Source organism: Citrobacter sp. Cpo065, assembly GCF_030332805.1.
Classification (GTDB): Bacteria; Pseudomonadota; Gammaproteobacteria; order Enterobacterales; family Enterobacteriaceae; genus Citrobacter; species Citrobacter portucalensis.
Map to the genome: position 1 here is coordinate 358,870 of NZ_JAOWHC010000031.1, position 22,471 is coordinate 381,340.

At 52.2% G+C, this 22,471-nt stretch carries 20 protein-coding genes and 1 riboswitch; of the genes, 8 read left to right on the forward strand and 12 right to left on the reverse strand.

Going from position 1 to position 22,471, the window contains the following annotated elements:
* Positions 1-50: 50 nt before the first annotated feature.
* Positions 51-869, forward strand: a complete 819-nt coding sequence (bacA, locus tag OGY68_RS12815; RefSeq protein WP_003828439.1) for an undecaprenyl-diphosphate phosphatase — start codon at positions 51-53, stop codon at positions 867-869.
* A gap of 109 nt (positions 870-978) precedes the next feature.
* Here the strand turns inward: bacA and OGY68_RS12820 are convergent, their stop codons facing one another.
* Together OGY68_RS12820 and OGY68_RS12825 are read right to left on the reverse strand one after the other, a co-directional pair.
* The gene (locus OGY68_RS12820; RefSeq protein WP_048215522.1) at positions 979-2,214 is read right to left on the reverse strand and encodes a multifunctional CCA addition/repair protein; all 1,236 of its coding nucleotides are present in this window, start codon (positions 2,212-2,214) and stop codon (positions 979-981) included.
* Positions 2,215-2,276: 62 nt separating this feature from the next.
* On the reverse strand, positions 2,277-2,897 hold the full coding sequence (locus tag OGY68_RS12825; protein ID WP_003828434.1) for a TIGR04211 family SH3 domain-containing protein: 621 nt from the start codon (positions 2,895-2,897) through the stop codon (positions 2,277-2,279).
* A 241-nt stretch (positions 2,898-3,138) separates the two neighbouring features.
* Here OGY68_RS12825 and OGY68_RS12830 point away from each other — a divergent pair, with 241 nt between their 5' ends.
* From OGY68_RS12830 to hldE, 3 genes are all read left to right on the forward strand, one after another.
* Positions 3,139-4,440 (forward strand): CYTH domain-containing protein, encoded by a 1,302-nt coding sequence (locus OGY68_RS12830; RefSeq protein ID WP_057067201.1) that lies wholly within the window; start codon positions 3,139-3,141, stop codon positions 4,438-4,440.
* A 126-nt stretch (positions 4,441-4,566) separates the two neighbouring features.
* Entirely contained in the window at positions 4,567-7,407 is a 2,841-nt protein-coding gene (gene glnE, locus OGY68_RS12835; RefSeq protein ID WP_057067202.1) for a bifunctional [glutamate--ammonia ligase]-adenylyl-L-tyrosine phosphorylase/[glutamate--ammonia-ligase] adenylyltransferase, read from the forward strand.
* Between the two features lie 59 nt (positions 7,408-7,466).
* Positions 7,467-8,900: a bifunctional D-glycero-beta-D-manno-heptose-7-phosphate kinase/D-glycero-beta-D-manno-heptose 1-phosphate adenylyltransferase HldE gene (gene hldE, locus OGY68_RS12840; RefSeq protein WP_003828429.1), complete on the forward strand. Its 1,434-nt coding sequence runs from the start codon at positions 7,467-7,469 to the stop codon at positions 8,898-8,900.
* 103 nt (positions 8,901-9,003) lie between these two features.
* Here the strand turns inward: hldE and OGY68_RS12845 are convergent, their stop codons facing one another.
* Both OGY68_RS12845 and OGY68_RS12850 read right to left on the reverse strand, forming a co-directional pair.
* Positions 9,004-10,671: a flotillin family protein gene (locus OGY68_RS12845; protein ID WP_057067203.1), complete on the reverse strand. Its 1,668-nt coding sequence runs from the start codon at positions 10,669-10,671 to the stop codon at positions 9,004-9,006.
* Between the two features lie 23 nt (positions 10,672-10,694).
* Positions 10,695-11,324 (reverse strand): OB-fold-containig protein, encoded by a 630-nt coding sequence (locus OGY68_RS12850; RefSeq protein WP_057067204.1) that lies wholly within the window; start codon positions 11,322-11,324, stop codon positions 10,695-10,697.
* Between the two features lie 261 nt (positions 11,325-11,585).
* On the opposite strand from OGY68_RS12850, the gene glgS reads away from it, so the two are divergent.
* A complete protein-coding gene (glgS, locus tag OGY68_RS12855) occupies positions 11,586-11,792 on the forward strand; it encodes a cell surface composition regulator GlgS (protein WP_008785836.1) in 207 nt (68 codons plus the stop codon).
* Positions 11,793-11,825: 33 nt separating this feature from the next.
* Here glgS and ubiK read toward each other — a convergent pair whose 3' ends face one another.
* A complete protein-coding gene (gene ubiK, locus OGY68_RS12860) occupies positions 11,826-12,122 on the reverse strand; it encodes a ubiquinone biosynthesis accessory factor UbiK (RefSeq protein WP_020996337.1) in 297 nt (98 codons plus the stop codon).
* A gap of 132 nt (positions 12,123-12,254) precedes the next feature.
* Positions 12,255-12,404, forward strand: a riboswitch (FMN riboswitch).
* 106 nt (positions 12,405-12,510) lie between these two features.
* Between ubiK and ribB the strand changes: the two genes are divergently transcribed.
* Positions 12,511-13,164 (forward strand): 3,4-dihydroxy-2-butanone-4-phosphate synthase, encoded by a 654-nt coding sequence (ribB, locus tag OGY68_RS12865; protein ID WP_003828424.1) that lies wholly within the window; start codon positions 12,511-12,513, stop codon positions 13,162-13,164.
* 84 nt (positions 13,165-13,248) lie between these two features.
* Here ribB and dsbI read toward each other — a convergent pair whose 3' ends face one another.
* The 3 genes from dsbI to assT are packed head-to-tail and all read right to left on the reverse strand — an operon-like array spanning position 13,249 to position 16,429.
* Positions 13,249-13,926 carry a protein-disulfide oxidoreductase DsbI gene (gene dsbI / locus OGY68_RS12870; RefSeq protein ID WP_057067205.1) on the reverse strand — a complete coding sequence of 226 codons (678 nt, stop codon included), beginning with the start codon at positions 13,924-13,926 and terminating at the stop codon, positions 13,249-13,251.
* 14 nt (positions 13,927-13,940) lie between these two features.
* Positions 13,941-14,609, reverse strand: a complete 669-nt coding sequence (locus OGY68_RS12875) for a thiol:disulfide interchange protein DsbA/DsbL (protein ID WP_286617093.1) — start codon at positions 14,607-14,609, stop codon at positions 13,941-13,943.
* 23 nt (positions 14,610-14,632) lie between these two features.
* Positions 14,633-16,429 carry an arylsulfate sulfotransferase AssT gene (assT, locus tag OGY68_RS12880; protein WP_275382826.1) on the reverse strand — a complete coding sequence of 599 codons (1,797 nt, stop codon included), beginning with the start codon at positions 16,427-16,429 and terminating at the stop codon, positions 14,633-14,635.
* Positions 16,430-16,826: 397 nt separating this feature from the next.
* On the opposite strand from assT, the gene OGY68_RS12885 reads away from it, so the two are divergent.
* Positions 16,827-17,003 (forward strand): hypothetical protein, encoded by a 177-nt coding sequence (locus OGY68_RS12885; protein ID WP_020996336.1) that lies wholly within the window; start codon positions 16,827-16,829, stop codon positions 17,001-17,003.
* 65 nt (positions 17,004-17,068) lie between these two features.
* On the opposite strand, the gene zupT is transcribed toward OGY68_RS12885, so the two are convergent.
* Positions 17,069-17,842, reverse strand: coding sequence for a zinc transporter ZupT (gene zupT, locus OGY68_RS12890; RefSeq protein WP_003024600.1), 774 nt, complete (start codon positions 17,840-17,842; stop codon positions 17,069-17,071).
* Positions 17,843-17,989: 147 nt separating this feature from the next.
* Here zupT and ygiD point away from each other — a divergent pair, with 147 nt between their 5' ends.
* Positions 17,990-18,778, forward strand: coding sequence for a 4,5-DOPA-extradiol-dioxygenase (gene ygiD, locus OGY68_RS12895; protein WP_032945034.1), 789 nt, complete (start codon positions 17,990-17,992; stop codon positions 18,776-18,778).
* A gap of 85 nt (positions 18,779-18,863) precedes the next feature.
* On the opposite strand, the gene OGY68_RS12900 is transcribed toward ygiD, so the two are convergent.
* The 3 genes from OGY68_RS12900 to tolC form a co-directional block, all read right to left on the reverse strand.
* Positions 18,864-20,024: a glutathionylspermidine synthase family protein gene (locus OGY68_RS12900; RefSeq protein WP_008785828.1), complete on the reverse strand. Its 1,161-nt coding sequence runs from the start codon at positions 20,022-20,024 to the stop codon at positions 18,864-18,866.
* A 5-nt stretch (positions 20,025-20,029) separates the two neighbouring features.
* The gene (locus tag OGY68_RS12905; protein ID WP_003024591.1) at positions 20,030-20,707 is read right to left on the reverse strand and encodes a DUF1190 family protein; all 678 of its coding nucleotides are present in this window, start codon (positions 20,705-20,707) and stop codon (positions 20,030-20,032) included.
* Between the two features lie 147 nt (positions 20,708-20,854).
* The gene (tolC, locus tag OGY68_RS12910; protein WP_100247260.1) at positions 20,855-22,333 is read right to left on the reverse strand and encodes an outer membrane channel protein TolC; all 1,479 of its coding nucleotides are present in this window, start codon (positions 22,331-22,333) and stop codon (positions 20,855-20,857) included.
* Positions 22,334-22,471: the final 138 nt, after the last annotated feature.

A 22,471-nucleotide genomic window follows, 5' to 3' on the forward strand; every position in this document is an offset into this window, starting at 1 on the left:
CCTTTCGTCGGCTCTTTTTTGCCGTGGTTTCTCTATCTAGGGGTTTATTAATGAGTGATATGCACTCGCTGCTGGTGGCGGCAATTTTGGGTGTGGTCGAAGGATTGACGGAATTTTTACCCGTTTCCAGTACTGGCCATATGATTATTGTTGGCCACCTGTTGGGTTTTGAGGGTGACACTGCAAAAACATTTGAAGTGGTTATCCAGTTAGGTTCTATCCTGGCCGTTGTGGTGATGTTCTGGCGACGTCTGTTTGGCCTGATCGGTATTCACTTCGGCAAGGCTCCGCATGAAGGCACTGGCAAAGGTCGACTGACGCTGGGACATATCCTGTTGGGGATGATTCCAGCCGTGGTACTGGGGCTAATCTTCCACGACACCATCAAATCGCTGTTTAACCCGATCAACGTGATGTATGCGCTGGTGGTGGGTGGTGTACTGCTGATTGCCGCAGAATGCCTGAAGCCGAAAGAACCGCGTGCGCCGGGTCTGGATGATATGACCTATCGCCAGGCGTTTATGATTGGCTGTTTCCAGTGTCTGGCGCTGTGGCCGGGTTTTTCTCGCTCCGGGGCGACGATTTCTGGCGGCATGCTGATGGGCGTGAGTCGTTACGCGGCCTCTGAATTCTCCTTCCTGCTGGCCGTACCGATGATGATGGGCGCGACGGCGCTGGATCTCTACAAGAGCTGGTCTTTCCTCAGCGCATCAGATATCCCGATGTTTGCAGTCGGATTTGTGACGGCGTTTATCGTGGCGCTGGTGGCGATCAAAACCTTCCTGCAACTGATTAAACGCATCTCGTTCATTCCGTTTGCGATTTACCGCTTTATTGTGGCGGCTGCCGTTTACGTCGTGTTCTTCTGATGTCTTACCGTGGTGCCGGATGGCGGCGTTCTGCCTTATCCGGCCTACGGGTTATATCCGTTTCGAACCTGTAGGCCGGATAAGCACAGCGCATTCGGCAACGCAGTGTCTACGCTTTCGGGCAACGCTGCTCCTTCCAACTGGCTACCGCCGCGATGCGACGCCGGGTCAGTTCTTCACGAATTGCCTGACCTTTGAATCCAGCTTCAACCACGTCTTTCGTTGGCACCGCCTGCGCAACCTGCCAGGCTTCGCGCAACAGTCTGCCTTGCGGATAATCTGCCGCTTCAAAACCGGTTCGCCCACGCACATCGGCCTCGCTGGTGAGGGCGATTTGCTCCACGCGCTGCGGTTTGCGCCAGGCATCGATGGAATCAAACAGCTTAACGATGGTTTTCGGCTGCAGGATCGGGAAGGTATGAATGAGGTCGTGGAACTCGGAAACCAGTTTGGCTAAATCACGGATGTCATTCGGCACGCGCAGGCGCTGGCACAGTTGTTCGACAAGCTTAACACCTGCCGGACCGTGGCCGTGATGGCGCGGCCACAGCGCTTTAGGCGTCAATGCCTTGCCAAGATCGTGGCACAGCGTAGCAAAACGCACGTCGACCTCCGGACTTAACATGGCTGCCATCGACAGCGTCATCAGCGTGTGAATGCCGGTGTCGATTTCCGGATGCCACTGCGCGGGAGCAGGAACGCCAAACAAAGCATCCACTTCCGGAAACAGGACGCGCAGTGCGTCGCAGTCGCGCAGGACCTGGAAAAATACCTGTGGGTTACGGGTGGTTAATGCGCCTTCGGTTTCTTTCCACACCCGCTCTGGTGTCAGATGCTCCAGTTCACCAGCGGTGGTCATGTCACGCATCAGCGTCATGGTTTCGTCAGCAATACGAAAACCGAGATGCGCATAGCGGGCAGCAAAGCGCGCCACGCGCAGCACGCGCAGCGGATCTTCGCTAAAGGCAGATGAAACATGGCGCAGCAGACGGTTTTCCAGATCGTCGCGTCCGTTGTACGGGTCGATAATCTCCCCGTCGTCATCGCGGGCGATTGCGTTGATGGTCAGGTCACGACGCTGAAGATCGGCCTCCAGCGTCACATCTGCGGCGGCATAGCAGGTGAATCCGGTATACCCCGAGCCTGACTTACGTTCGGTACGCGCCAGCGCATACTCTTCACGGGTTTGCGGATGCAGAAACACGGGAAAATCGCGGCCTACCTGCTGGTAGCCCGCGTCGAGCATCTCTTGCGGCGTGGCGCCAACAACAACCCAATCTTTATCTTTAATCGGTAGCCCTAATAACGCATCCCGAACAGCACCACCGACCAGATAAATCTTCACGCCACTTTCCTTTTGAAAACTATGATCCCTTAATCATATGTCAGTGTGGCGGAGAAGGCGATTCAGTTCATCCAGCGATCTTTGCGTTTACGGCTTGGGATCATGTGTGGCAGAACCAGGCCGAGCAGCAGACCAAGACCCAACACGCCGCCACCGTACATAAACCACTGCATGATGATGGTGCGCTGTTTGTCATCAAGCTGAAGGTTGGCTGCGCTGACCTTCTTTTGCGCCACGATAAGCTCGTTTTTCAGCTTCTGGTTTTCTTGTTTCAGCCCGTCGATCACGCTGTCGCTTTGCGCTACCTTTTGCTGCATATCAGCGGTGCGCTGATTCCACGTGGTATCGATATTATTGAGCTTATCGGTCAAGGTCTTAACCTGGTTTTCCAGGTCGGGAACGCGGGTACGCAGGCTCGGCGTACTGTTCAGCTCTTTCAGTGGGATCCAGGCGGTACGTCCGGTGCTGTCTTTCACCTGGCCGTAGTTAGTGTTGGCATCGGTCTGTAATAGCGTGACTTCCTCGCCGGCGTTAACCGTACCCACGAGGCGATAATTATCTCCCGGACCGCTGCGGACCCAGGTGTTCAGTTCGTCAGAGACATAGCGCTTTTCTTCGGCATGAGAGACTGCAGTGGCGCTAAGTGCGAGTAAAGTTAATCCAATCAGGCGTAATTTTGGCATCAGGCTGTCGTTATTGTCATAGAAAGTGGAACGATAGTAGTGGCATCAGTGTCTCTACGCAAAGCATTCGACATCAATCGGAATCATCTGTGTCCTTTTTGCCACCACTCGAAACTTTTACGCCCGTCAAATTGCTCGTTGCATGGCAATTTGGCGCAAAATACTATCTACTGACCATAAAGAACGAACTTAGTTCGCAGTCAGTTTTCTCAACTGTGACATAACCCATAAGTACAAGACCATGGCCCAGGAAATCGAATTAAAATTTATCGTCAATAGTGATGCTGTAGATGCGCTACGTGAACGTCTGAATACGCTGGGGGGAGAGCACCATGCGCCCAGCCAGTTGCTGAATATCTACTACGAAACACCGGATGCGTGGTTGCGTGGTCACGATATGGGGCTGCGTATTCGCGGTGAAAATGGTCATTACGAAATGACCATGAAAATTGCCGGACGCGTGACGGGCGGACTGCACCAGCGGCCGGAATATAACGTTGCGCTAAACGCGCCTGAGCTGGACCTCACCATGCTCCCAACGGAAGTCTGGCCTGATGGCGAGCTGCCCGCTGAACTTGCTTCTCAAGTGCAGCCGTTGTTCAGCACCGATTTTTACCGTGAGAAATGGTTGGTTGATGTTGATGGCAGCCGGATTGAAATGGCCCTCGATCTGGGGGAGGTGAAAGCGGGCGAGTTTGCAGAACCTATCTGTGAGCTTGAACTTGAACTGCTAAGCGGCGATACCCGTGCGGTACTGAAGCTGGCAAACCAGCTGGTTTCGCAAACTGGTTTACGCCAGGGTAGCTTGAGCAAAGCAGCGCGCGGTTATCACCTGGCTCAGGGGAATGCGCCGCGCGAACTCAAACCGACACGCATTTTGAAAGTTCCGGCGAAAGCGAGTATTGAGCAGGGGCTGGAAGCGGCGCTGGAGCTGGTATTATCACAGTGGCAGTACCATGAAGAGCTGTGGGTGCGCGGCGTTAAAGGGGCGAAAGCCGAGGTGCTGGCGGCTATGGGCCTGGTGCGTCACATTCTGATGCTGTTTGGCGGTAATGTACCGCGAAAAGCGAGCGCTCACTTACGTGATTTGTTGACCCAGTCGGAAGCGATCATTTTGTCGGACGTTTCTGCTGTATCGGCGGTTTACAGCACGCAAACGGCAATGGCCAAGCTGGCGCTGACCGAATGGCTGGTGACCAAAGGATGGCAGCCGTTCCTTGATGCGAAGGCGCAGGGAAAAATTGCCGACTCCTTTAAGCGTTTCTCTGATACCCATCTTTCACGCCATGCCGCTGAGCTGAAGACCGCTTTTGCGCAGCCGCTGGGCGATCAGTACGCCGATCAGCTTCCTCGTTTGACGCGCAACATTGATAGCATGCTGATGCTGGCGGGATACTACGACGAAAATGTCGCATCAGAATGGATCGCCAACTGGCAGGGTTTGCGTCACGCCATTGCGGCCAATCAATATATTGAAATTGAACACTTCCGCAATGAGGCGATTGCGCTGGAACCTTTCTGGCTGCACAGCGGAAAACGATAATCAGGGCCGAGGCCGGGATGCCTGATGGCGCTGCGCTTATCAGGCCTACGCGATGTGTGTAACTGTCATGTAGGCCTGATAAGGCTAAACGCCGCCATCCGGCACCATTCAAAGGATAACCCGTAAATGAAGCAGCTCTCTTCACCGTTACAGCAGTACTGGCCGACCGTTGTTGAGCGGCTGCCAGCAGCAATATCTGAGTCCTCGCTTAGCGTTCAGGCGAAGTCAGTACTTACATTCAGTGATTTTGTCCGTGACAGCATTATTGCCCATCCTGAATGGCTGGCTGAGCTGGAAAGCACCCCACCCCTGGCGGATGAATGGCAACACTATGCCGACTGGTTACAGCAAACATTGGCTGACGTTAGTGATGAAAACACGCTGATGCGTGAGTTACGCCTGTTTCGCCGTCGCATTATGGTGCGTATCGCCTGGGCACAGACGCTGTCGCTGGTGACCGAAGAGAGTATTTTGCAGCAGCTAAGCCATCTGGCTGAAACGTTGATCGTCGCCGCGCGTGACTGGTTATACGCCACCTGCTGTCGCGAATGGGGTACGCCCTGTAATCCTGAAGGTGTGGCGCAGCCGCTGCTGATTTTAGGCATGGGGAAACTGGGCGGCGGCGAGCTGAATTTTTCCTCCGATATCGACCTGATTTTTGCCTGGCCTGAGCACGGCAGTACGCAGGGCGGGCGCCGCGAGCTGGATAACGCCCAGTTCTTTACCCGTTTGGGCCAGCGGCTCATCAAGGTATTAGATCAGCCCACAATGGATGGGTTTGTCTATCGGGTGGATATGCGTTTACGCCCGTTTGGCGACAGCGGTCCGTTGGTACTGAGCTTCTCTGCGCTTGAGGATTATTACCAGGAGCAAGGGCGCGACTGGGAACGCTATGCGATGGTCAAAGCCCGCATTATGGGCGATGCCGACGGCACTTATGTCAGCGAGCTTCGTGCCATGCTGCGGCCTTTTGTTTTCCGTCGCTATATTGATTTCAGCGTGATCCAGTCGCTGCGTAACATGAAAGGGATGATTGCCCGAGAAGTGCGCCGCCGTGGCCTGAAAGACAACATCAAGCTGGGGGCGGGCGGTATTCGTGAAATCGAATTTATCGTACAGGTATTCCAGCTGATTCGCGGCGGGCGTGAACCGTCGCTGCAATCCCGCTCGCTGTTACCGACGCTGAGTGCCATCAATGCGCTGCACCTGCTGTCTGATACCGATACGGAACAACTGCGAGCAGCCTATCTCTATTTACGCCGCCTGGAAAACCTGCTGCAAAGCATCAATGATGAACAGACCCAAACGCTGCCAGGCGATGAACTGAATCGCGCGCGGCTGGCGTGGGGGATGAACGTTGATGACTGGCAGCAATTAACTGATGTGCTGGCCAATCATATGGACAACGTGCGCCGGGTATTTAACGAGCTGATTGGCGATGACGAGGCCGAAACTCAGGAAGAGTCGCTTTCAGAACAGTGGCGCGAACTGTGGCAGGATGCATTACAGGAAGATGACACCACGCCGGTGCTGACGCATCTGGCGGATGACGATCGCCGGCGCGTGCTGTCTCTGATTGCTGATTTCCGCAAAGAGCTGGATAAACGCACCATTGGTCCACGCGGACGCCAGGTGCTGGATCATTTAATGCCGCATCTGCTGAGCGATGTCTGTACGCGTGACGACGCCTCAGTCCCGCTATCGCGCATTACCCCTCTGCTGGTGGGGATTGTTACCCGTACGACCTATCTGGAACTGCTGAGCGAATTCCCCGGGGCGCTGAAGCATCTGATTTCGCTCTGTGCGGCCTCGCCGATGGTCGCCAGCCAGCTGGCGCGGTATCCGCTGTTGCTCGATGAACTGCTGGATCCGAACACCCTGTATCAACCCACCGCGACGGATGCTTACCGTGATGAGCTGCGCCAGTATTTGCTGCGCGTGCCGGAAGATGACGAAGAGCAGCAACTTGAGGCTCTGCGCCAGTTTAAGCAAACGCAGCTACTGCGTATTGCTGCGGCTGATATCGCCGGTACGCTGCCGGTGATGAAGGTGAGCGACCATTTAACCTGGCTGGCGGAAGCTATTATTGATGCGGTAGTCCAGCAGGCGTGGACGCAGATGGTCGCGCGCTACGGTCAACCCACTCATCTTGGCGAACGCGAAGGGCGTGGCTTTGCCGTCGTCGGTTATGGCAAGCTGGGCGGCTGGGAACTGGGTTACAGCTCGGATCTCGATTTGATCTTCCTGCATGACTGTCCGATGGACGTGATGACGGACGGTGAGCGTGAGATTGACGGGCGACAGTTCTATCTGCGTCTGGCGCAGCGCATTATGCACCTCTTCAGTACCCGTACTTCGTCCGGTATTTTGTACGAAGTGGATGCGCGTTTGCGTCCGTCAGGGGCGGCGGGAATGCTGGTGACATCGGCTGATGCTTTCGCCGATTATCAGCGTAACGAAGCCTGGACATGGGAGCATCAGGCGCTGGTGCGTGCTCGTGTAGTGTACGGCGACCCGCAGTTAACCTCTCAGTTTGATGCGATTCGTCGCGATATCATGACCCTTGTCCGCGATGGGAAAACCTTGCAGACCGAGGTGCGCGAAATGCGTGAGAAAATGCGTGCCCATTTGGGCAATAAGCATCGCGATCGTTTTGATATCAAAGCGGATGAAGGCGGCATCACAGACATTGAGTTTATTACGCAGTATCTGGTGCTGCGCTATGCGCATGAAAAACCGAAGCTGACGCGCTGGTCGGATAACGTGCGCATTCTGGAATTACTGGCGCAAAACGACATTATGGACGAGCAGGAAGCGTTGGCGCTTACCCGAGCTTATACGACGTTGCGTGATGAACTTCACCATCTTGCATTGCAGGAACTTCCGGGCCATGTGGCGCCGGAGCACTTCGACGCTGAACGTACGCTGGTGCGTGACAGCTGGCAGAAGTGGCTGGGTGCCGAGTGAAGTGTGCTATTATCGCGCGCAAATTTTAAGACACTCAGAGAATCTCTTAGGAGACAGGAATGAAAGTAACTCTGCCAGAGTTTGAACGTGCAGGAGTCATGGTTGTCGGTGATGTGATGCTGGATCGCTACTGGTACGGTCCTACCAGCCGTATTTCACCTGAAGCGCCTGTTCCGGTGGTAAAAGTGGATACCATCGAAGAACGTCCCGGTGGCGCAGCAAACGTGGCGATGAACATTGCCTCTCTGGGAGCGAATTCGCGCCTGGTGGGCCTGACCGGTATTGACGACGCGGCGCGTGCGCTGAGCAAAACGCTGACGGATGTAAACGTAAAATGCGATTTCGTATCCGTGCCGACCCATCCGACGATCACCAAACTGCGCGTGCTTTCCCGCAATCAGCAGCTGATTCGCCTGGATTTCGAAGAAGGTTTTGAAGGTGTGGATCCGCAGCCGCTGCACGAGCGTATTAACCAGGCGCTGGGTTCTATCGGTGCTCTGGTGCTCTCCGACTACGCCAAAGGCGCGTTGGCAAGCGTGCAGCAGATGATTGCTCTGGCGCGTAAGGCTGGGGTGCCGGTGCTTATCGATCCGAAAGGAACCGATTTTGAACGCTACCGTGGCGCAACGCTGCTGACGCCGAACCTGTCTGAGTTTGAAGCGGTGGCGGGCAAGTGCAAAAGCGAAGATGAACTGGTTGAACGCGGCATGAAAGTGATTGCTGATTTCGACCTTTCCGCACTGCTGATCACGCGATCCGAGCAGGGGATGACGTTGCTGCAACCGGGCAAATCGCCGCTGCATATGCCGACGCAGGCGCAGGAAGTGTATGACGTGACCGGTGCAGGCGATACGGTTATCGGCGTGCTGGCGGCGACGCTGGCGGCGGGTAACTCACTGGAAGAGGCGTGCTATTTTGCTAACGCCGCAGCCGGTGTTGTCGTTGGTAAGCTGGGGACCTCCACTGTTTCTCCGATTGAACTGGAAAACGCCGTGCGCGGGCGGGCTGATACTGGTTTTGGCGTGATGAGCGAATCTGAGCTGAAACAGGCCGTTGCCAGCGCCCGCAAGCGCGGCGAGAAAGTGGTAATGACCAACGGGGTGTTTGACATCCTGCATGCGGGCCATGTTTCCTATCTGGCGAATGCGCGCAAGCTGGGCGATCGCCTGATCGTGGCGGTCAACAGCGATGCTTCGACCAAACGTCTGAAAGGTGAAACTCGTCCGGTCAACCCGCTGGAACAGCGTATGATCGTACTGGGCGCGCTGGAATCCGTCGACTGGGTGGTCTCTTTTGAAGAAGATACGCCGCAGCGTCTGATTGCTGGCATTCTGCCGGATCTACTGGTCAAAGGCGGCGACTATAAGCCGGAGCAGATTGCGGGCAGTGAAGAGGTGTGGGCGAACGGCGGTGAAGTGCTGGTGCTGAACTTCGAAGATGGCTGCTCCACGACAAATATCATCAAGAAGATCCAGAAAGACAGCGATAAGTAACACCTGGAAAGTTTGCCGGATGGCGGTGTAAACACCTTATCCGGCCTACGAGATTGTAGGCCGGATAAAACGCGTAAGCGTTGCCATCCGGCATTTCTGTTTCTTATTGTTCAGTCGTTTTCTCAACAGGCTGTGGACTGTTTTTCAGCGGCTCGGCCAGTGCCGACAGCGAACCGCCGGACAAGCCAATTTCATTTAACAGCGAGTCGATCAGCGGCGCTTGTGTACGATAGGAAAGGGCTGCGGATAATGCCTGCTCTGCGAGATTCCCACCGTTTACGTTACCTGCGGTTACTTCACCGACTGCGCCGCCGCGATTGAGACCATCAACCTGAATAATCTTGATCCCATCGATAGACTTCATTGGCTCGACGGATTTCTCAATAACCGCTGGCAGGGACTGCAGCAGCGCCAGCTTAAATTTCAGGCTGGTCTGTTCATCGGAAAGCACGTTGATGGCATCGTTAAGTGCGCGTTGTGCTTCTGCTTCTGCCAGACCTTTTTTCCGCGTTGCCTCGGCTAGTTCAACAATCGCTGCCGCCTGCAATTCTGCCGCTTCTTTCTCCGCTTTCGCGCGCACGGTCAGCTCAACGGCCTGGGTTTCCGCATCCTGAGCTGCGGCAATCAACGCCACCTGTTTGGCACGATCCGCTTCTGCGGTCTGGCGGGTGGTTTCTACGTTCTGCTGGGCACGAACCGCATCGGCCAGCGCATCGTTAGCGCGTGCTTCAGCCTGAGACTGCTGTTCGGACTTGGCGGCAATGGCGATGGACTTGGTCTGGTTGGCGATCTCTGTTGCCTGCTGCTGTTCGATCTCTTTGATGCGAACTTCACGCTCGGCCTCGACTTTTCTTGAACGAACCGCCTGCTCGCGATCGATTTCTGTTTCCTGAATTTGGCGTTCGGCAAGGATACGCGTCTGTTCAGCTTCACGATGGCGCTCGGCTTCAAAGGCGGCAATTTTGGCGTTTTGCTCGGCCGTGCGGGTTTTCACCTGCTGCTCCTGCTCGAGCTTCATGAAGGCTTCCTGCTGCTCGATCTCCAGCTTACGCGACAGCGCATCACGATTTTTCTCACGGACGGCAACTTCTACGTCCTGCTCGACTTCGTTACGTTCGCGACGACGACGTTCCGTTTCCTGGGTCAGCTTGGTCAGACCCTCGGCATCAAAGGCGTTGTTAGGGTTGAAATGGACTTTTTCGGTCTGGTTGAAGTTGGTGAGTGAAACGCTCTCCAGCTCCAGACCGTTTTTGGACAGGTCTTCCGCGACGGTGTTTTGTACGCCCTGAACGAAGTTTTCACGCGTATCCTGCAGTTCGTGCATGGTCATCTGCGACGCAGTGGCACGCAGGGCATCGACAAACTTATCTTCTATTAGCACACGCAAATCCTCTGGTGACAGCGTCCGCTGTCCCAGCGTCTGTGCGGCGGTAGCAATCCCTTCAACAGACGGTTTTACACGCACAAAAAAGGCGACGACGACATCTACGCGCATACGGTCTTTGGTGATAAGACTGTCGACAGTAGAACGGCTCACCTCAAGTTTGAGGGTGTTCATGTTGATAGGAATGATTTCGTGGAAGATAGGCATGACAATTGCGCCGCCGCTCATCACCACTTTTTGCCCACCAAGGCCGGTACGCACAAATGCCTGTTCAGCAGATGCACGACGATACAGGCGGGCAAAAATAATCCCGATAATGACTAAGACGACCACCGCGACAATGGCGGTAAACATCCATGAAGGTAACATGCCAAAAACATCATCCATCTATAAGGTCCCTCTGTGTAAAATTATAAAACAGTCGGCCAGGGGTTTAGCTCGGCCAGGTAACGCGTTGCAGAGAGTCGGCAAATAATCAGCACCTTGTCTCCTTTTTTGAATTCTTTGCCTGCTTCAGGCTCCAGCAGCACATAGTGGGTCTGCCCAAACTTGTCGGTAAATTTGCCTTCGCATGGGGTTCCGGCACTCGCAGAATGGCCGGTAATAATTGCCATGCTGCCGATAAACTCATCCTCGCCGAGGGCGGTGGTTTCATCTCGTGGTAGCCATGGAGCAATAATTTTCCCGCTGTAATGCACGGCGAAGACCGCAAAAATAAAGCTCACCGGCGCGAGCAGCAGATTGCTGAGCGGTGCTTGCCACAGCGTGACCCAGCCATGCTGAAGGAGGATACCGAAGAGTCCAAAGAAGCCAGCGAGTAAGCACAGCACGATCAGCGCTGGAATCCGTCCGATATTGAGATAGTGCAATGCCTGTCCGATATTGCCGGAGGTCAGGGCATCGTAATGTTCGAGATGCGCATCAAGCGCACCAGAAAGGTAATGACCGAAAATAAGAGAGATGATTTCCAGTAGACCAATCAGCATTACAAATGAAATAGCAAACAGGTAGGGGGCGTTATAATCCGCAAGTAGAACCAAGTATTTTCCTCCTGTTACTGCGTTCTCTGTCCGTGTCAAAAGTAATGGTTTTACCTCTTACTTTTACATGACGTTACAATAACATGCGTTACCTTGGTCTTAAATCCGAAAAGGGGCTCATCCCCCTCTTAAATTTCATAGGAAACTGTGAACCCGCGCAGTTGTTTTGCGCACAATATGTACAGAATAACTTCGTATCCAGGGAAATACTGAAATTAGAAAAAGCATATGGCCTTAGCAGATATTCAATAACTGGAGGGTATGCTCATGAACAGCAATATGTATTCACTGAACAATTTCGATTTCCTGGCCCGTAGTTTTGCCAGGATGCAGGCTGAGGGCCATCCCATTGATATCCAGGCGATAACCGGGAATATGGATGAAGAACATCGTAGCTGGTTTTGCAAACGCTATGCGCTGTACTGCCAGCAAGCGACGGAAGCCAGGAAGCTAGAACTGGAACACTAACAGAAAAACGGGCCTTGCGGCCCGTTGTCGTTTTTACTCTTGCGGATCAACTGACGGGATCGCGGGGGCAGGCTTAACGTCTGCCGTTTTATCACGTGATTCAAGCTCAGTCAGACGTTGCTCAAGCAGCGCCAGCTTTTCACGCGTGCGCAATAAAACCTGAGTCTGTACATCGAATTCTTCGCGGCTTACCAGATCCAGACGGGTCAGCTGTGACTGCAGCGTTTGACGAATTTTCTTCTCGACGTCTTCGCCAAACTCGCGGATCCCTTTCGGCATCGACTCGTGAACCTGACGAGCAATCTGCTCAATTTTTTTCGGGTCAATCATTGTGGTTTCCCTGAACTGGTACGTGTTGCTGCCTATTGTAGTGCGAACTGGCACAGGCATAAACCAGAATTGTGTGAAGCTAAGACGAGTAAAGGCGTTGATGAAGGTAATCAATAGCGTTATAGTTAACCCGCTTATTCTCAGGGCGGGGCGAAATTCCCCACCGGCGGTAAATCAACTGATGTTGAAAGCCCGCGAGCGCTTTTTGTTACGGCAAAAAGGTCAGCAGATCCGGTGTAATTCCGGGGCCGACGGTTAGAGTCCGGATGGGAGAGAGTAACGATCCAGTCGGGCATGGACCCGCTCACGTTATTTTTTTGCCGCTTAGACGGTACTCCTAAGACTGCCCTGATTCTGGTAACCATAATTTTAGTGAGGTTTTTTTACCATGAATCAGACGCTACTTTCCTCTTTTGGTACGCCTTTCGAACGTGTTGAACATGCGCTGTCTGCGCTGCGTGAAGGACGCGGTGTAATGGTGCTTGACGACGAAGACCGTGAAAACGAAGGCGATATGATTTTCCCGGCAGAAACCATGACCGTAGAACAGATGGCGCTGACCATCCGTCACGGTAGCGGTATTGTTTGCCTGTGCATCACTGAAGACCGACGCAAACAGCTCGATCTGCCAATGATGGTGGAAAATAACACCAGCGCTTACGGTACCGGTTTTACCGTGACCATTGAAGCCGCAGAAGGCGTAACCACCGGCGTTTCCGCAGCAGACCGTGTTACAACGGTGCGTGCGGCAATTAAGGATGGCGCAAAACCTTCCGATCTTAACCGTCCGGGGCACGTTTTCCCGCTGCGTGCTCAGGCAGGCGGCGTGTTGACCCGCGGTGGTCATACTGAAGCAACCATCGACCTGATGACGCTGGCAGGGTTTAAACCAGCCGGTGTGCTGTGCGAACTGACCAATGATGACGGCACCATGGCCCGTGCGCCAGAGTGCATCGAATTTGCCGGTAAGCATAATATGGCTGTAGTGACTATCGAAGACCTGGTGGCCTACCGTCAGGCGCATGAGCGCAAAGCCAGCTAATTGCTGACTACCGCGACAACCGTGGTAGGGATAAAAAAACCGAAGTCAGTTTTCTGGCTTCGGTTTTTTGTTATTGCAGCCTGGCTATTTAGTTCTGGCCAGTTTAAGTGCCCAGGCTCCGCTCATTACCAGCAACAGCACTAAACACAAACCAAAAGCGAGCAGGCAGGCCTGCGCCATATTCATAAAATGCCATGGCGGGAGCAGATACCAGCCTTCGGACTGCTGGTACAGATCGACAAACCACTTTTGCACACTGCTAAGCGCTACGCCATCAGGAACGATAGGTGCGTCATAGCCGCAATCTCCAGTGGGCTTAAACCATTCTGGAGCCCAGTTTGCCAGCGGCAAATTGAAAGGGAATGTCGGATCGGTGGAACATCCCTGTACGCCAAAGAGCGAATCCGGGTCCGGGTTATGTACCGCATAATGAATGCCATTAAGTTTGATGGAGAACTTAATACCTATAATGCTGCCATAAAATGCCGCAATGCAGCCGACCAGTTTTAGAATAAGGTTTTTAGGGTTTATTGCCGCGATCAGCCCACCCAAAACCATCACAAACATGGCAAAGCGGATGTATACACATTGCTCGCAGGGGGCCATGTAGAGATAGATTTGGAAGAACGAGTGCGCCAGAATAATTAACCCACCCATGGCACAAGCCATTAGCAACCACAAAAAGCGTCGCTCCTGCCATCTCACCAGGGTATCAACCGGTGCGGTACATAAGTCTCGCCACAATCCTTTAATAAAAGCCATAGCCGGTTCCCTGTTTATTTTGTCGCTAGCTCTCTGACAAGCTCAGCCATGGAATCAATCGATTTGATACTTTTGGTGTAGATCAGGTACTTACCATCGACGACGTAAGCCGGAACCCCCTGGATTTTGGCAACATCATAAGCCGCTTTCCATTTTTCCAGTGTCTCCTGGACTACGGGTTCTTTTAAGGCGACCTCGAAATCTGCTTGACTCATACCCGCAGCATCCAACCCTGTTTTGATGAATGAAGCGGGATCTTTACCGTCAGACCAGCGTTCTTTCTTATCGTGGTAGGCAGTGTAGTAAGCAAACTTAGCTTTTTTGAACTGTGATTTGGCATCAAACAATGAAATTCCTGCGGCCTGATCCTTAGCAATCATTACTGCAAATACTTCACTGGCCTGTTTGCCATATTTTCCTTTGGTTTCGAGATGAAACGGTGTGAAGGCGACGAGATCGGCAACTTTTTCTGACACCGGGCCGGTCACGGCTTTATCATATTTGTAGCAGAATGGGCAGTCGTAGCTGAATACTTTTATCAACGTCTTATCAGCATTGGGAATCGGTTTCTCCAGTACCATATAGTCAGTACCTTCAGTAAAAGCCGATGCTGCAAATGGTGATACCAGCGCCGCCGTTAATACCACGCTTTTAAATAATGAAGTAATCAATTTAGATGACATAATTAATCCTTAATCTAACGAAATTATTTAAACATTTGTTGTGGGCGAACCAGTAATGCGCGGTAGTGAGTTTGGTTTGGTTTATCGGAAAGGACATCAATTTCGACTTTGACTTCTTTTGTTTTGTAGTCAATTTCGTTGATTTTGCCGATGGTTGGCTGTCCAACGTCAAATAAATTAATAGAACCACCAAATCCAAACATCGTGTCGCGGTCTTTTTGATATTCAATTACCGACGTGATAGGACTGTAGAAATCATAACCGCGCTCTTTCCCGTATTCCCAAACCTGCTGAACGGTTCCTTTTTTCTCGTCAATTTTATATTCGACGAATCGGGAGTATTTCATTGTAGGTAGAGCCGGTTGTTCGAGTCCACGGCCATCGCCATTGTCAAAGATGGTTAGTGTTCCTTTGCTGGAGAGCCAGGCGGTGTGTTGGGTGTAGGTAAAATCGAAATCAGTATTCTCGCACTTACCGTTTTCATCACACTTCAGCGCGTTGCCCTTATCATCAACCGGTTTTAACAGTTTGCTTGCCAGCGCCTTATTCCAGCCTTTAGACGGTGCCAGGATCCATTTAACCTGTTTATCACGACCGATTTTGACGACACCCTGATGGCGGGAAGAAAGAATGATGGAGTCATCTTTAGCGTCATAGGCAATGGAGTTTACGTGAGCCCAGTTACGGCCCGCACCAACGCCGAGGGCGTCACCATAGGGGGTATCTGGCTCTAGTTTTGCCTGTTGGCCTGCATGAGCGAGATCCACGTTGACGCATACCGCGCCTGCGTCCAGAGCACCCAGCAGCGCGTCACGCATCGGGTCGAGAATTTGTGTCAGATCCCATACGTCAACAACACGTCCAGATTTATCGACTTCAATAATCTGGTCGCGGATGGTATGTACGTGAAGGCCATCTTCTTTGCGATAATCGCGTTTACCTACGCGTAGCAGTACGGTGCCGTTCACTGTTTCGACCGACTCATGTGAAGCATCCAGGAATCCGCGAGGCAGCTTATGGTCGGCCAGAATTTGCCCCAGCATATCGAATTCATACCAGTGCTGGCCCTGGACGGCGGTGAAGGTGCCTCGCGGTGTTTCACGAATACCCATCAGGTAGCCGCGCTTGTTGATATCCATGTCATGGCCGTCATAGAAGGTGTCCTGATCCAGCCACCACCGATATTCACCTTCCGTATCGACGACAAAGGTAAAGGGTGCGATATCAAAGGGGAGTGCGCCGCCAGCTGGACCCGCATCCAGGATGCCGGCATTTTTATCTTTTTCACCATGCCAGTGGAATTCCGCCCCCTGCGGGGTAAAGGTGTGGGTATTCACCAGATAAAGACGATCTTCAAAACCCGGTGCTACTTTAATCACTTTTGTTTGCTGTAAATCAGATATTGAGCGGTTATCCATGTAGTGATTTACGATGGCGGAAGTTTGCACCACATAATCATCTTTCATGGCCTTACCGTTTTCTTTATATTCAACGGTTACCTTATTTGCGAACTTTTGATAAAGGCCAAAAATAGTAATGCCATCGTACGTGGCGAGTGACTCTTTGCCGACGGTATAAGTCACCGGAACGCCTTTTTCACCTTTACCATGGACGGTAACTTTAACATCTGAAATAACGTGGCTATCTAATTCAACCAGCGCAGTAAGCGGGGCATTTCCATAAGGGTCAACTACTATTGCGCCCAATTTTCCTGCAGGTTGGGCCGGTTGAAAACCAGCGGCAAGAGAGTTTCCTGCTGCTAATCCAAATGTCAGTGCCAGAGTCCCTGCCAGAAGTGTTTTTCGGTATTGTGTAAACATGGATATATCTCCTTATATTACCTATAAATATAATCTTGCTGAATATATTATGTTTTTACTGTTTTGATAAAATAAAGCAGCATTGCTAATACTATTTTTGTAATGCCTTAATTAATATTGATGAAATGTATTATTCTGCAGAAACTAATTTTTATTATTTTTTTTGATAGTATGAGTGAGATATTTTAAGAACAATATTTATTATTGCGTAGTGTGATCTTGTCGACATTGTTTTAATTGTTTATAACGAGTTTGGCTAATAGCGTAGCCGCTGATTTATATGATCGAAATCATATATTTGTTTCTGAAATATGCCACTATATGAGTATGTCAGAATAAGTTTGTGTAAAATTTTAACGTTAAATGTTTAATGATGTTAAATTTTAAGGGTAAAAGAATGTTTATTGCCTGGTATTGGATTGTATTAATTGCACTCGTTGCGCTGGGGTATTATTGCCATATGAAACGTTATTGTCGGGCATTCCGCCAGGACAGAGATGCCTTACTTGAAGCGCGAAACAAACTCTTTCGCCGCTCTGGTGAAGATAACAGCGCGGTTAAGGAACAGGATTAGTCCTTCATATTCTGCTATGGATGAGCGGATGCTGTAAATTTGCAGGGTGGCATCCGCCCTCTGGATTATCCGATTCCCATTGACTGGAGGATGACGAGGCTTAATCCCATCACCGACATTCCACATAACACCCCATAGCTGGGATTATTATTGGGATCGATCTCTTTTGCCAACGGCATCAATTCATCGACGGACAGCGCCACCATAATACCTGCGACTGCCGCCATTATTGCCGCCATCACCACCGGTGATATCAGGCTACCGAGAATTAACCACGCCAGTACGCCGCCCAGTATTTCTGCCATACCTGAAATCCCTGCCCAGAATATCGCCGTACGTTTGGAGCCTGTGGCAGCATAGACGGGACCCGCCACCGCTAATCCTTCAGGAATATTGTGCAATGCAACGGCGAGGGCAATACCAAAGCCCAGCTCAAGGTTGCTACTGGCGGTAACAAACGTCGCAATCCCTTCAGGAAAGTTGTGCAGGCTGATGCCGAGCGTTAATAAAATCGCGGTGCGTTTAATAGAGCCGGGTAGAGGCTGCGTTGTTTTTTGTACCAGATCCTGAGGGTGCGCGTGCGGCAATAGACGATCCAGGCCAAAGTAGCCCAGTAAGCCAACGATGAACATTCCGTAGCCTAATACCGGCGACATACCTTCAGCGGCCAGCGCAGCAGGTAGCATCTCCATAAGGGAGATCAGTAACATAATCCCGGCGGCGAAGCCTAAAGAAAAGGCGAGAACGCGGTTAGACGGTTTTTGCCCTAACACGCCGAGAAATGCGCCGATAAACGTGGCGGCACCTGCCAGTAAAGTCAGAAGTAAAGGTACTGACATCGACAAATAAAACTCCTTATCAATCTGCTATCCGGGTTGGATCGTCAAAATAACTGATGATCTTCATCATCGTTATCTGAGTTCTTCATCAACCGAATAAGCGTATTGTGGTGGTATCAAAATGACTCCCTCAGTAAGGATATCATCATGTCTTCAACTCGTATGCCAGCATTGTTTTTGGGTCACGGTAGCCCGATGAATGTTCTGGAAGATAACGTTTATACCCGTGCCTGGCAGCAACTGGGGGAAACGTTGCCGCGTCCGAAAGCCATTGTGGTTGTCTCGGCGCACTGGTTCACCCGTGGAACGGGTGTGACAGCGATGGAAGCCCCCAAAACGATCCACGATTTTGGCGGTTTTCCGCAAGCATTGTATGACACTCATTATCCGGCTCCCGGCTCGCCTGAACTGGCGCAGCATCTGGTTGACTTGCTTGCTCCTGTGCCTGTTACCCTGGACAAAGAAGCCTGGGGTTTTGACCACGGTTCCTGGGGCGTTCTGATCAAGATGTATCCGAATGCGGACATTCCGATGGTGCAGTTGAGTATCGACAGCACCAAACCCGCGTCATGGCATTTTGAGATGGGCCGTAAGCTGGCGGCGCTGCGTGATGAGGGCATTATGCTGGTGGCCAGTGGTAACGTGGTGCATAACCTGCGCACTGCGCGTTGGCACGGTGAGAACACGCCTTATCCGTGGGCGACTTCATTCAATGACTATGTTAAGGCAAACCTGACATGGCAGGGACCGGTTGAGCAGCACCCATTGGTGAACTATCTCGATCATGAAGGTGGATCGTTGTCGAACCCGACGCCGGATCACTATCTGCCGCTGCTGTATGTACTCGGGGCTTGGGACGGTAAAGAGTCTGTCACGATCCCGGTAGATGGTATTGAGATGGGAAGTTTAAGTATGTTGTCGGTGCAGGTTGGATGATGAATGCCCGATGGCACTGCGCTTATCGGGCATTAAGTTCGCGTCGTAGGCCGGGTAAGGCGAAGTCACCACCCGGCTCTCTCAATTATTCGACAAAAATATGCGGATAGAAACGTGACAGATCCTGCGTGATTAATGCGCGGTCTTCACGAATGCCGATCCCGGCTGGTTGATCGTTGATCAGCCAGCTGCCAATCAGCATATAGCTGTCGCCAAACTTCGGTAGCTGATGAAACTGCTGCACGATCATGCCTTCTTCACCGTACGGTCCTTCCACGGATTCGATCGTTTTACCGTTCTCAACGATGGAGACGTTAGCCCCCTCGCGCGAGAAGATCGGTTTTACGACGAATTTATCCATCTGCGGATGGTCGTCTTCGGCGAAGTACGCTGGCAGCAGGTTCGGATGGTCCGGGAACATTTCCCATAACAGCGGCAACAGTGCTTTGTTGGAGATAATGCTCTTCCAGGCCGGTTCCAGCCAGCGAACGCCAGCGTCTTCCAGCTTGGTGGAGAACATTTCACGCAGCATGAATTCCCACGGATAGAGCTTGAACAGGTTAGCAATTACCTGATCCTGCATGTCGGTGAACTGACCTTTTTCACCAAGACCAATATCTTCTACATAGAGGAATTCTGTTGCGATCTCAGCTTCGGCAGCGCAATCCTGCAGATACTGGATCGTACCGCGATCTTCTACCGTATCACGACAGCAGGTCAGATGAAGCAGTTGAAAACCATACTGCTCACGCAGCTCGGTGAAACGCTCGATCAGTTTTTCCTGCAGACTGTTGAACTGATCGCTGCCTTCCGGCAGGTTGCCCGCATTGAGCTGATCTTCCAGCCAGATCCACTGGAAAAACGCGGCTTCGTACAGCGAGGTTGGCGTATCGGCGTTGTTTTCTAAAAGCTTGGGTTCACCCGTGCCGTCCCACGCCAGATCGAGACGTGAATAGAGCGACGGTTGCTGTGTCTGCCAGGACTGGCGGACAAAGCCCCAGGTATGCTTCGGAATGCGAAATTTGGTCATCAACTCATCGCTGGCGATGACCTTTTCCACCACCTTGAGGCACATTTGATGCAGCTCTGCGGTGACCTCTTCCAGCTTTTCAACCTGAGCAAGAGTGAGCTTATAGTACGCGTCTTCACACCAGTACGGCTCGCCGTACATAGTGTGAAAATTGAAACCGTATTCGGTGGCTTTGTCGCGCCAGTCCGGGCGCTCAACAATACTGACTCTTTCCATGACGATCAGCCACCCATTGAACGTGTGGTGGTACCGCTTGCGCTACGCTGCATGGTGCTCTGTTTGGCCACAGACTCACCAAATCCGCCGCGGGTTACGGTAGAGGTGGTGGCAGGTTTCGGTGCCATAGCGGTTTTCGGTACGGTCATGGTGCGACCCGGCGTTGCTGCGCCGTAGTTTTTACCGCTGGCATCCGTGTATTTGCCGTAAGCCGGGCTGGCTGGGTTTTTCGAGCTGAACAGCGGTTGCTGAGCGCCCATTCCGCCGCCCATCAGTCGACCCATCATGTAGCCCGCCATCAGCGGCATCCAGAAGCTGCCGCTGCTTTGATTCTGCGCCTGAGCCTGGCCTTCACCGGTCGGTGCCATACCCGCTTGCGCAGGAGCCTGCTGGCACTGGCCTTCGCCGAATTCAGCGATACAGTCTTCACGAGTGGCGTATTTTGGCGCGGTACGTTCAGCTTCTTTCAGCGCATTGTTAAACGCGGTAGTACATTCGGCGCTTTTACCCGGATTCGCCGCAGAGCAGTCGTCAGCGTTCTGATAAAGCGAAACCGTTTCGTCGCTCTTTTCACAGCCCGCGAGCATAAACACAGCGGTAACTGCAAGGGCGACAGGAGTCAGATGGCGCGCGCTCCAGCTTTTGCGGAACGAGGCGTGATGTATAGATTTTGTCCGTTTCATTTATGTCTTCCAGGACCCAGTGGTAACTCTGCTCAGAATAGAGGATGACTGGTCGAAATTGAAGCGGTAAGAGGCGAGAATGCGGAAGAAGGGGCGGATCTTTACGTTGTCTTACGTTCAGACGGGGCCGAAGCCCCGTCATCAGCATCAGTTACGGAACGGGTTGTTGCCGGTGCTGCTGGTTGAACGTGCTGCTGTCGGCTGTGCCGCAGGCGTCGCGCTGTTGGACGTATAACCGTCCGCCGCGGCATCTTGCTGCGCGTTTTCCGGCGCGATCGTATCCGGAGTCGTGGATACTGGTTTACCCAGCGTATTGTTCAGTGCCACCAGATCCTGCTCGTTCAGCGTACCGAGCGCAGATTTGACGTTTAACTGGTTGATGAGATAGGTATAACGCGCATTCGCCAGTTGCTGCTTGGCGTTGTACAGCGTGGTGGTGGCATCCAACACATCCACAATGGTACGTGTACCTACGGAATAGCCAGCTTCCATCGCATCCAAAGAACTTTGTGCAGAGACAACCGCTTGTTTGTACGCGTTAATGCTACTGATAGACGCATTAATGTTGTTGAACGAAGAACGAACGGTCTGCACCACGCTGCGGTGTGCGCTTTCCAGTTGTTCACTCGCGCCAACAAAGTTGTACTGCGCTTGTTTCACCTGCGAGTTAACCATTCCGCCCTGGTACAGCGGCAGTGAGAAGCTCAGACCGATTTTATTCTGGCCCATGTTGCTGTCGTCATACTGGGAGGTGTTGGTTTTAGACCCGCTGTACGAGGTGTCAGATACCCCGGTAGAGGCGGTCAAATCCAGGGTCGGTAAATGACCATCCTGCGCCAGACGAATCTGCTCACGAGCCAGATCCTGGCTCAAACGGGCCTGCAATAACGACAGGTTGCGGTTTTCTGCTTCTTTCAGCAGCGCGTTCACCGCCTGCGGTTTGTTGGTTTTAAAACCATCAACGTTCAGTGAAGCCAGTTCCGGGTAGTAGTTACCGGTTACCTGGCGCAGCTGTTCTACCGCGTTATCCAGATTGTTACGCGCGGTAACTTCATTCGCCAGTACAGTATCGTATTGTGAACGGGCGTTTTGTACGTCAGTGATGGCAACCAGGCCAACGTTAAAACGCTGAGTGGTCTGATCTAACTGACGATAGACCGCATCTTTCTGTGCCTGAGTGTAAGAAAGCACGTCAATTGCGTTCAGTACGTTAAAATAGGCCGTGGCGGTATTCAGGATCAGCGTTTGCTGATCGGTCTGATAGGTCACGTCCTGGATGCCCGCTGATTTTTCTTGCAGCGTCAGGGCACGCCATTTAGACATGTCAAAAATAGACTGAGTTAACTGCAAAGATGCGCTGGTGGCGTTGGAGTTGACGCCATTTGCATCACGGTAGCCATTGCTGTAGGTGTAATCGGCACCTAAACCCAGTTGCGGCAGTAATGGGCTACGCGCTTCGTTAATTTTTTCGAATGCAGCATCGCGATCGGCGGCGGATTTACGCAATTCCGGGTTGCTCAGGCGTGCTTGCTGATAAACCTGCATCAGGTTTTCTGCCTGGCTCAAAGTACTGAACCCCGACAGGCTCAGGCCGATAAGGATGGGGAGCAATTTCTTCATTTGCATTCCTTGTTGTGAAGCAGTATTTAGCGCTGATCAAATTGTAAAAATATTTGCTGATTCTAGCAGAATCCGCCACTTCAAAAAGTTGGCGTTACGTGCCATACGGCGTTAATTTGCATCAATTTAACACAAGGGCGTTCA

What these genes read in the sequence shown, in the direction of transcription:
- tolC (WP_100247260.1), bottom strand. Translation starts at nt 22,333, where the DNA reads ATGCAAATGAAGAAATTGCTCCCCATCCTTATCGGCCTGAGCCTGTCG.
- OGY68_RS12885 (WP_020996336.1), top strand. Translation starts at nt 16,827, where the DNA reads ATGTTTATTGCCTGGTATTGGATTGTATTAATTGCACTCGTTGCGCTG.
- OGY68_RS12900 (WP_008785828.1), bottom strand. Translation starts at nt 20,024, where the DNA reads ATGGAAAGAGTCAGTATTGTTGAGCGCCCGGACTGGCGCGACAAAGCC.
- ygiD (WP_032945034.1), top strand. Translation starts at nt 17,990, where the DNA reads ATGTCTTCAACTCGTATGCCAGCATTGTTTTTGGGTCACGGTAGCCCG.
- ribB (WP_003828424.1), top strand. Translation starts at nt 12,511, where the DNA reads ATGAATCAGACGCTACTTTCCTCTTTTGGTACGCCTTTCGAACGTGTT.
- ubiK (WP_020996337.1), bottom strand. Translation starts at nt 12,122, where the DNA reads ATGATTGACCCGAAAAAAATTGAGCAGATTGCTCGTCAGGTTCACGAG.
- OGY68_RS12905 (WP_003024591.1), bottom strand. Translation starts at nt 20,707, where the DNA reads ATGAAACGGACAAAATCTATACATCACGCCTCGTTCCGCAAAAGCTGG.
- OGY68_RS12845 (WP_057067203.1), bottom strand. Translation starts at nt 10,671, where the DNA reads ATGGATGATGTTTTTGGCATGTTACCTTCATGGATGTTTACCGCCATT.
- glnE (WP_057067202.1), top strand. Translation starts at nt 4,567, where the DNA reads ATGAAGCAGCTCTCTTCACCGTTACAGCAGTACTGGCCGACCGTTGTT.
- glgS (WP_008785836.1), top strand. Translation starts at nt 11,586, where the DNA reads ATGCTCATGAACAGCAATATGTATTCACTGAACAATTTCGATTTCCTG.
- dsbI (WP_057067205.1), bottom strand. Translation starts at nt 13,926, where the DNA reads ATGGCTTTTATTAAAGGATTGTGGCGAGACTTATGTACCGCACCGGTT.
- zupT (WP_003024600.1), bottom strand. Translation starts at nt 17,842, where the DNA reads ATGTCAGTACCTTTACTTCTGACTTTACTGGCAGGTGCCGCCACGTTT.
- bacA (WP_003828439.1), top strand. Translation starts at nt 51, where the DNA reads ATGAGTGATATGCACTCGCTGCTGGTGGCGGCAATTTTGGGTGTGGTC.
- OGY68_RS12825 (WP_003828434.1), bottom strand. Translation starts at nt 2,897, where the DNA reads ATGCCAAAATTACGCCTGATTGGATTAACTTTACTCGCACTTAGCGCC.
- OGY68_RS12830 (WP_057067201.1), top strand. Translation starts at nt 3,139, where the DNA reads ATGGCCCAGGAAATCGAATTAAAATTTATCGTCAATAGTGATGCTGTA.
- OGY68_RS12875 (WP_286617093.1), bottom strand. Translation starts at nt 14,609, where the DNA reads ATGTCATCTAAATTGATTACTTCATTATTTAAAAGCGTGGTATTAACG.
- assT (WP_275382826.1), bottom strand. Translation starts at nt 16,429, where the DNA reads ATGTTTACACAATACCGAAAAACACTTCTGGCAGGGACTCTGGCACTG.
- hldE (WP_003828429.1), top strand. Translation starts at nt 7,467, where the DNA reads ATGAAAGTAACTCTGCCAGAGTTTGAACGTGCAGGAGTCATGGTTGTC.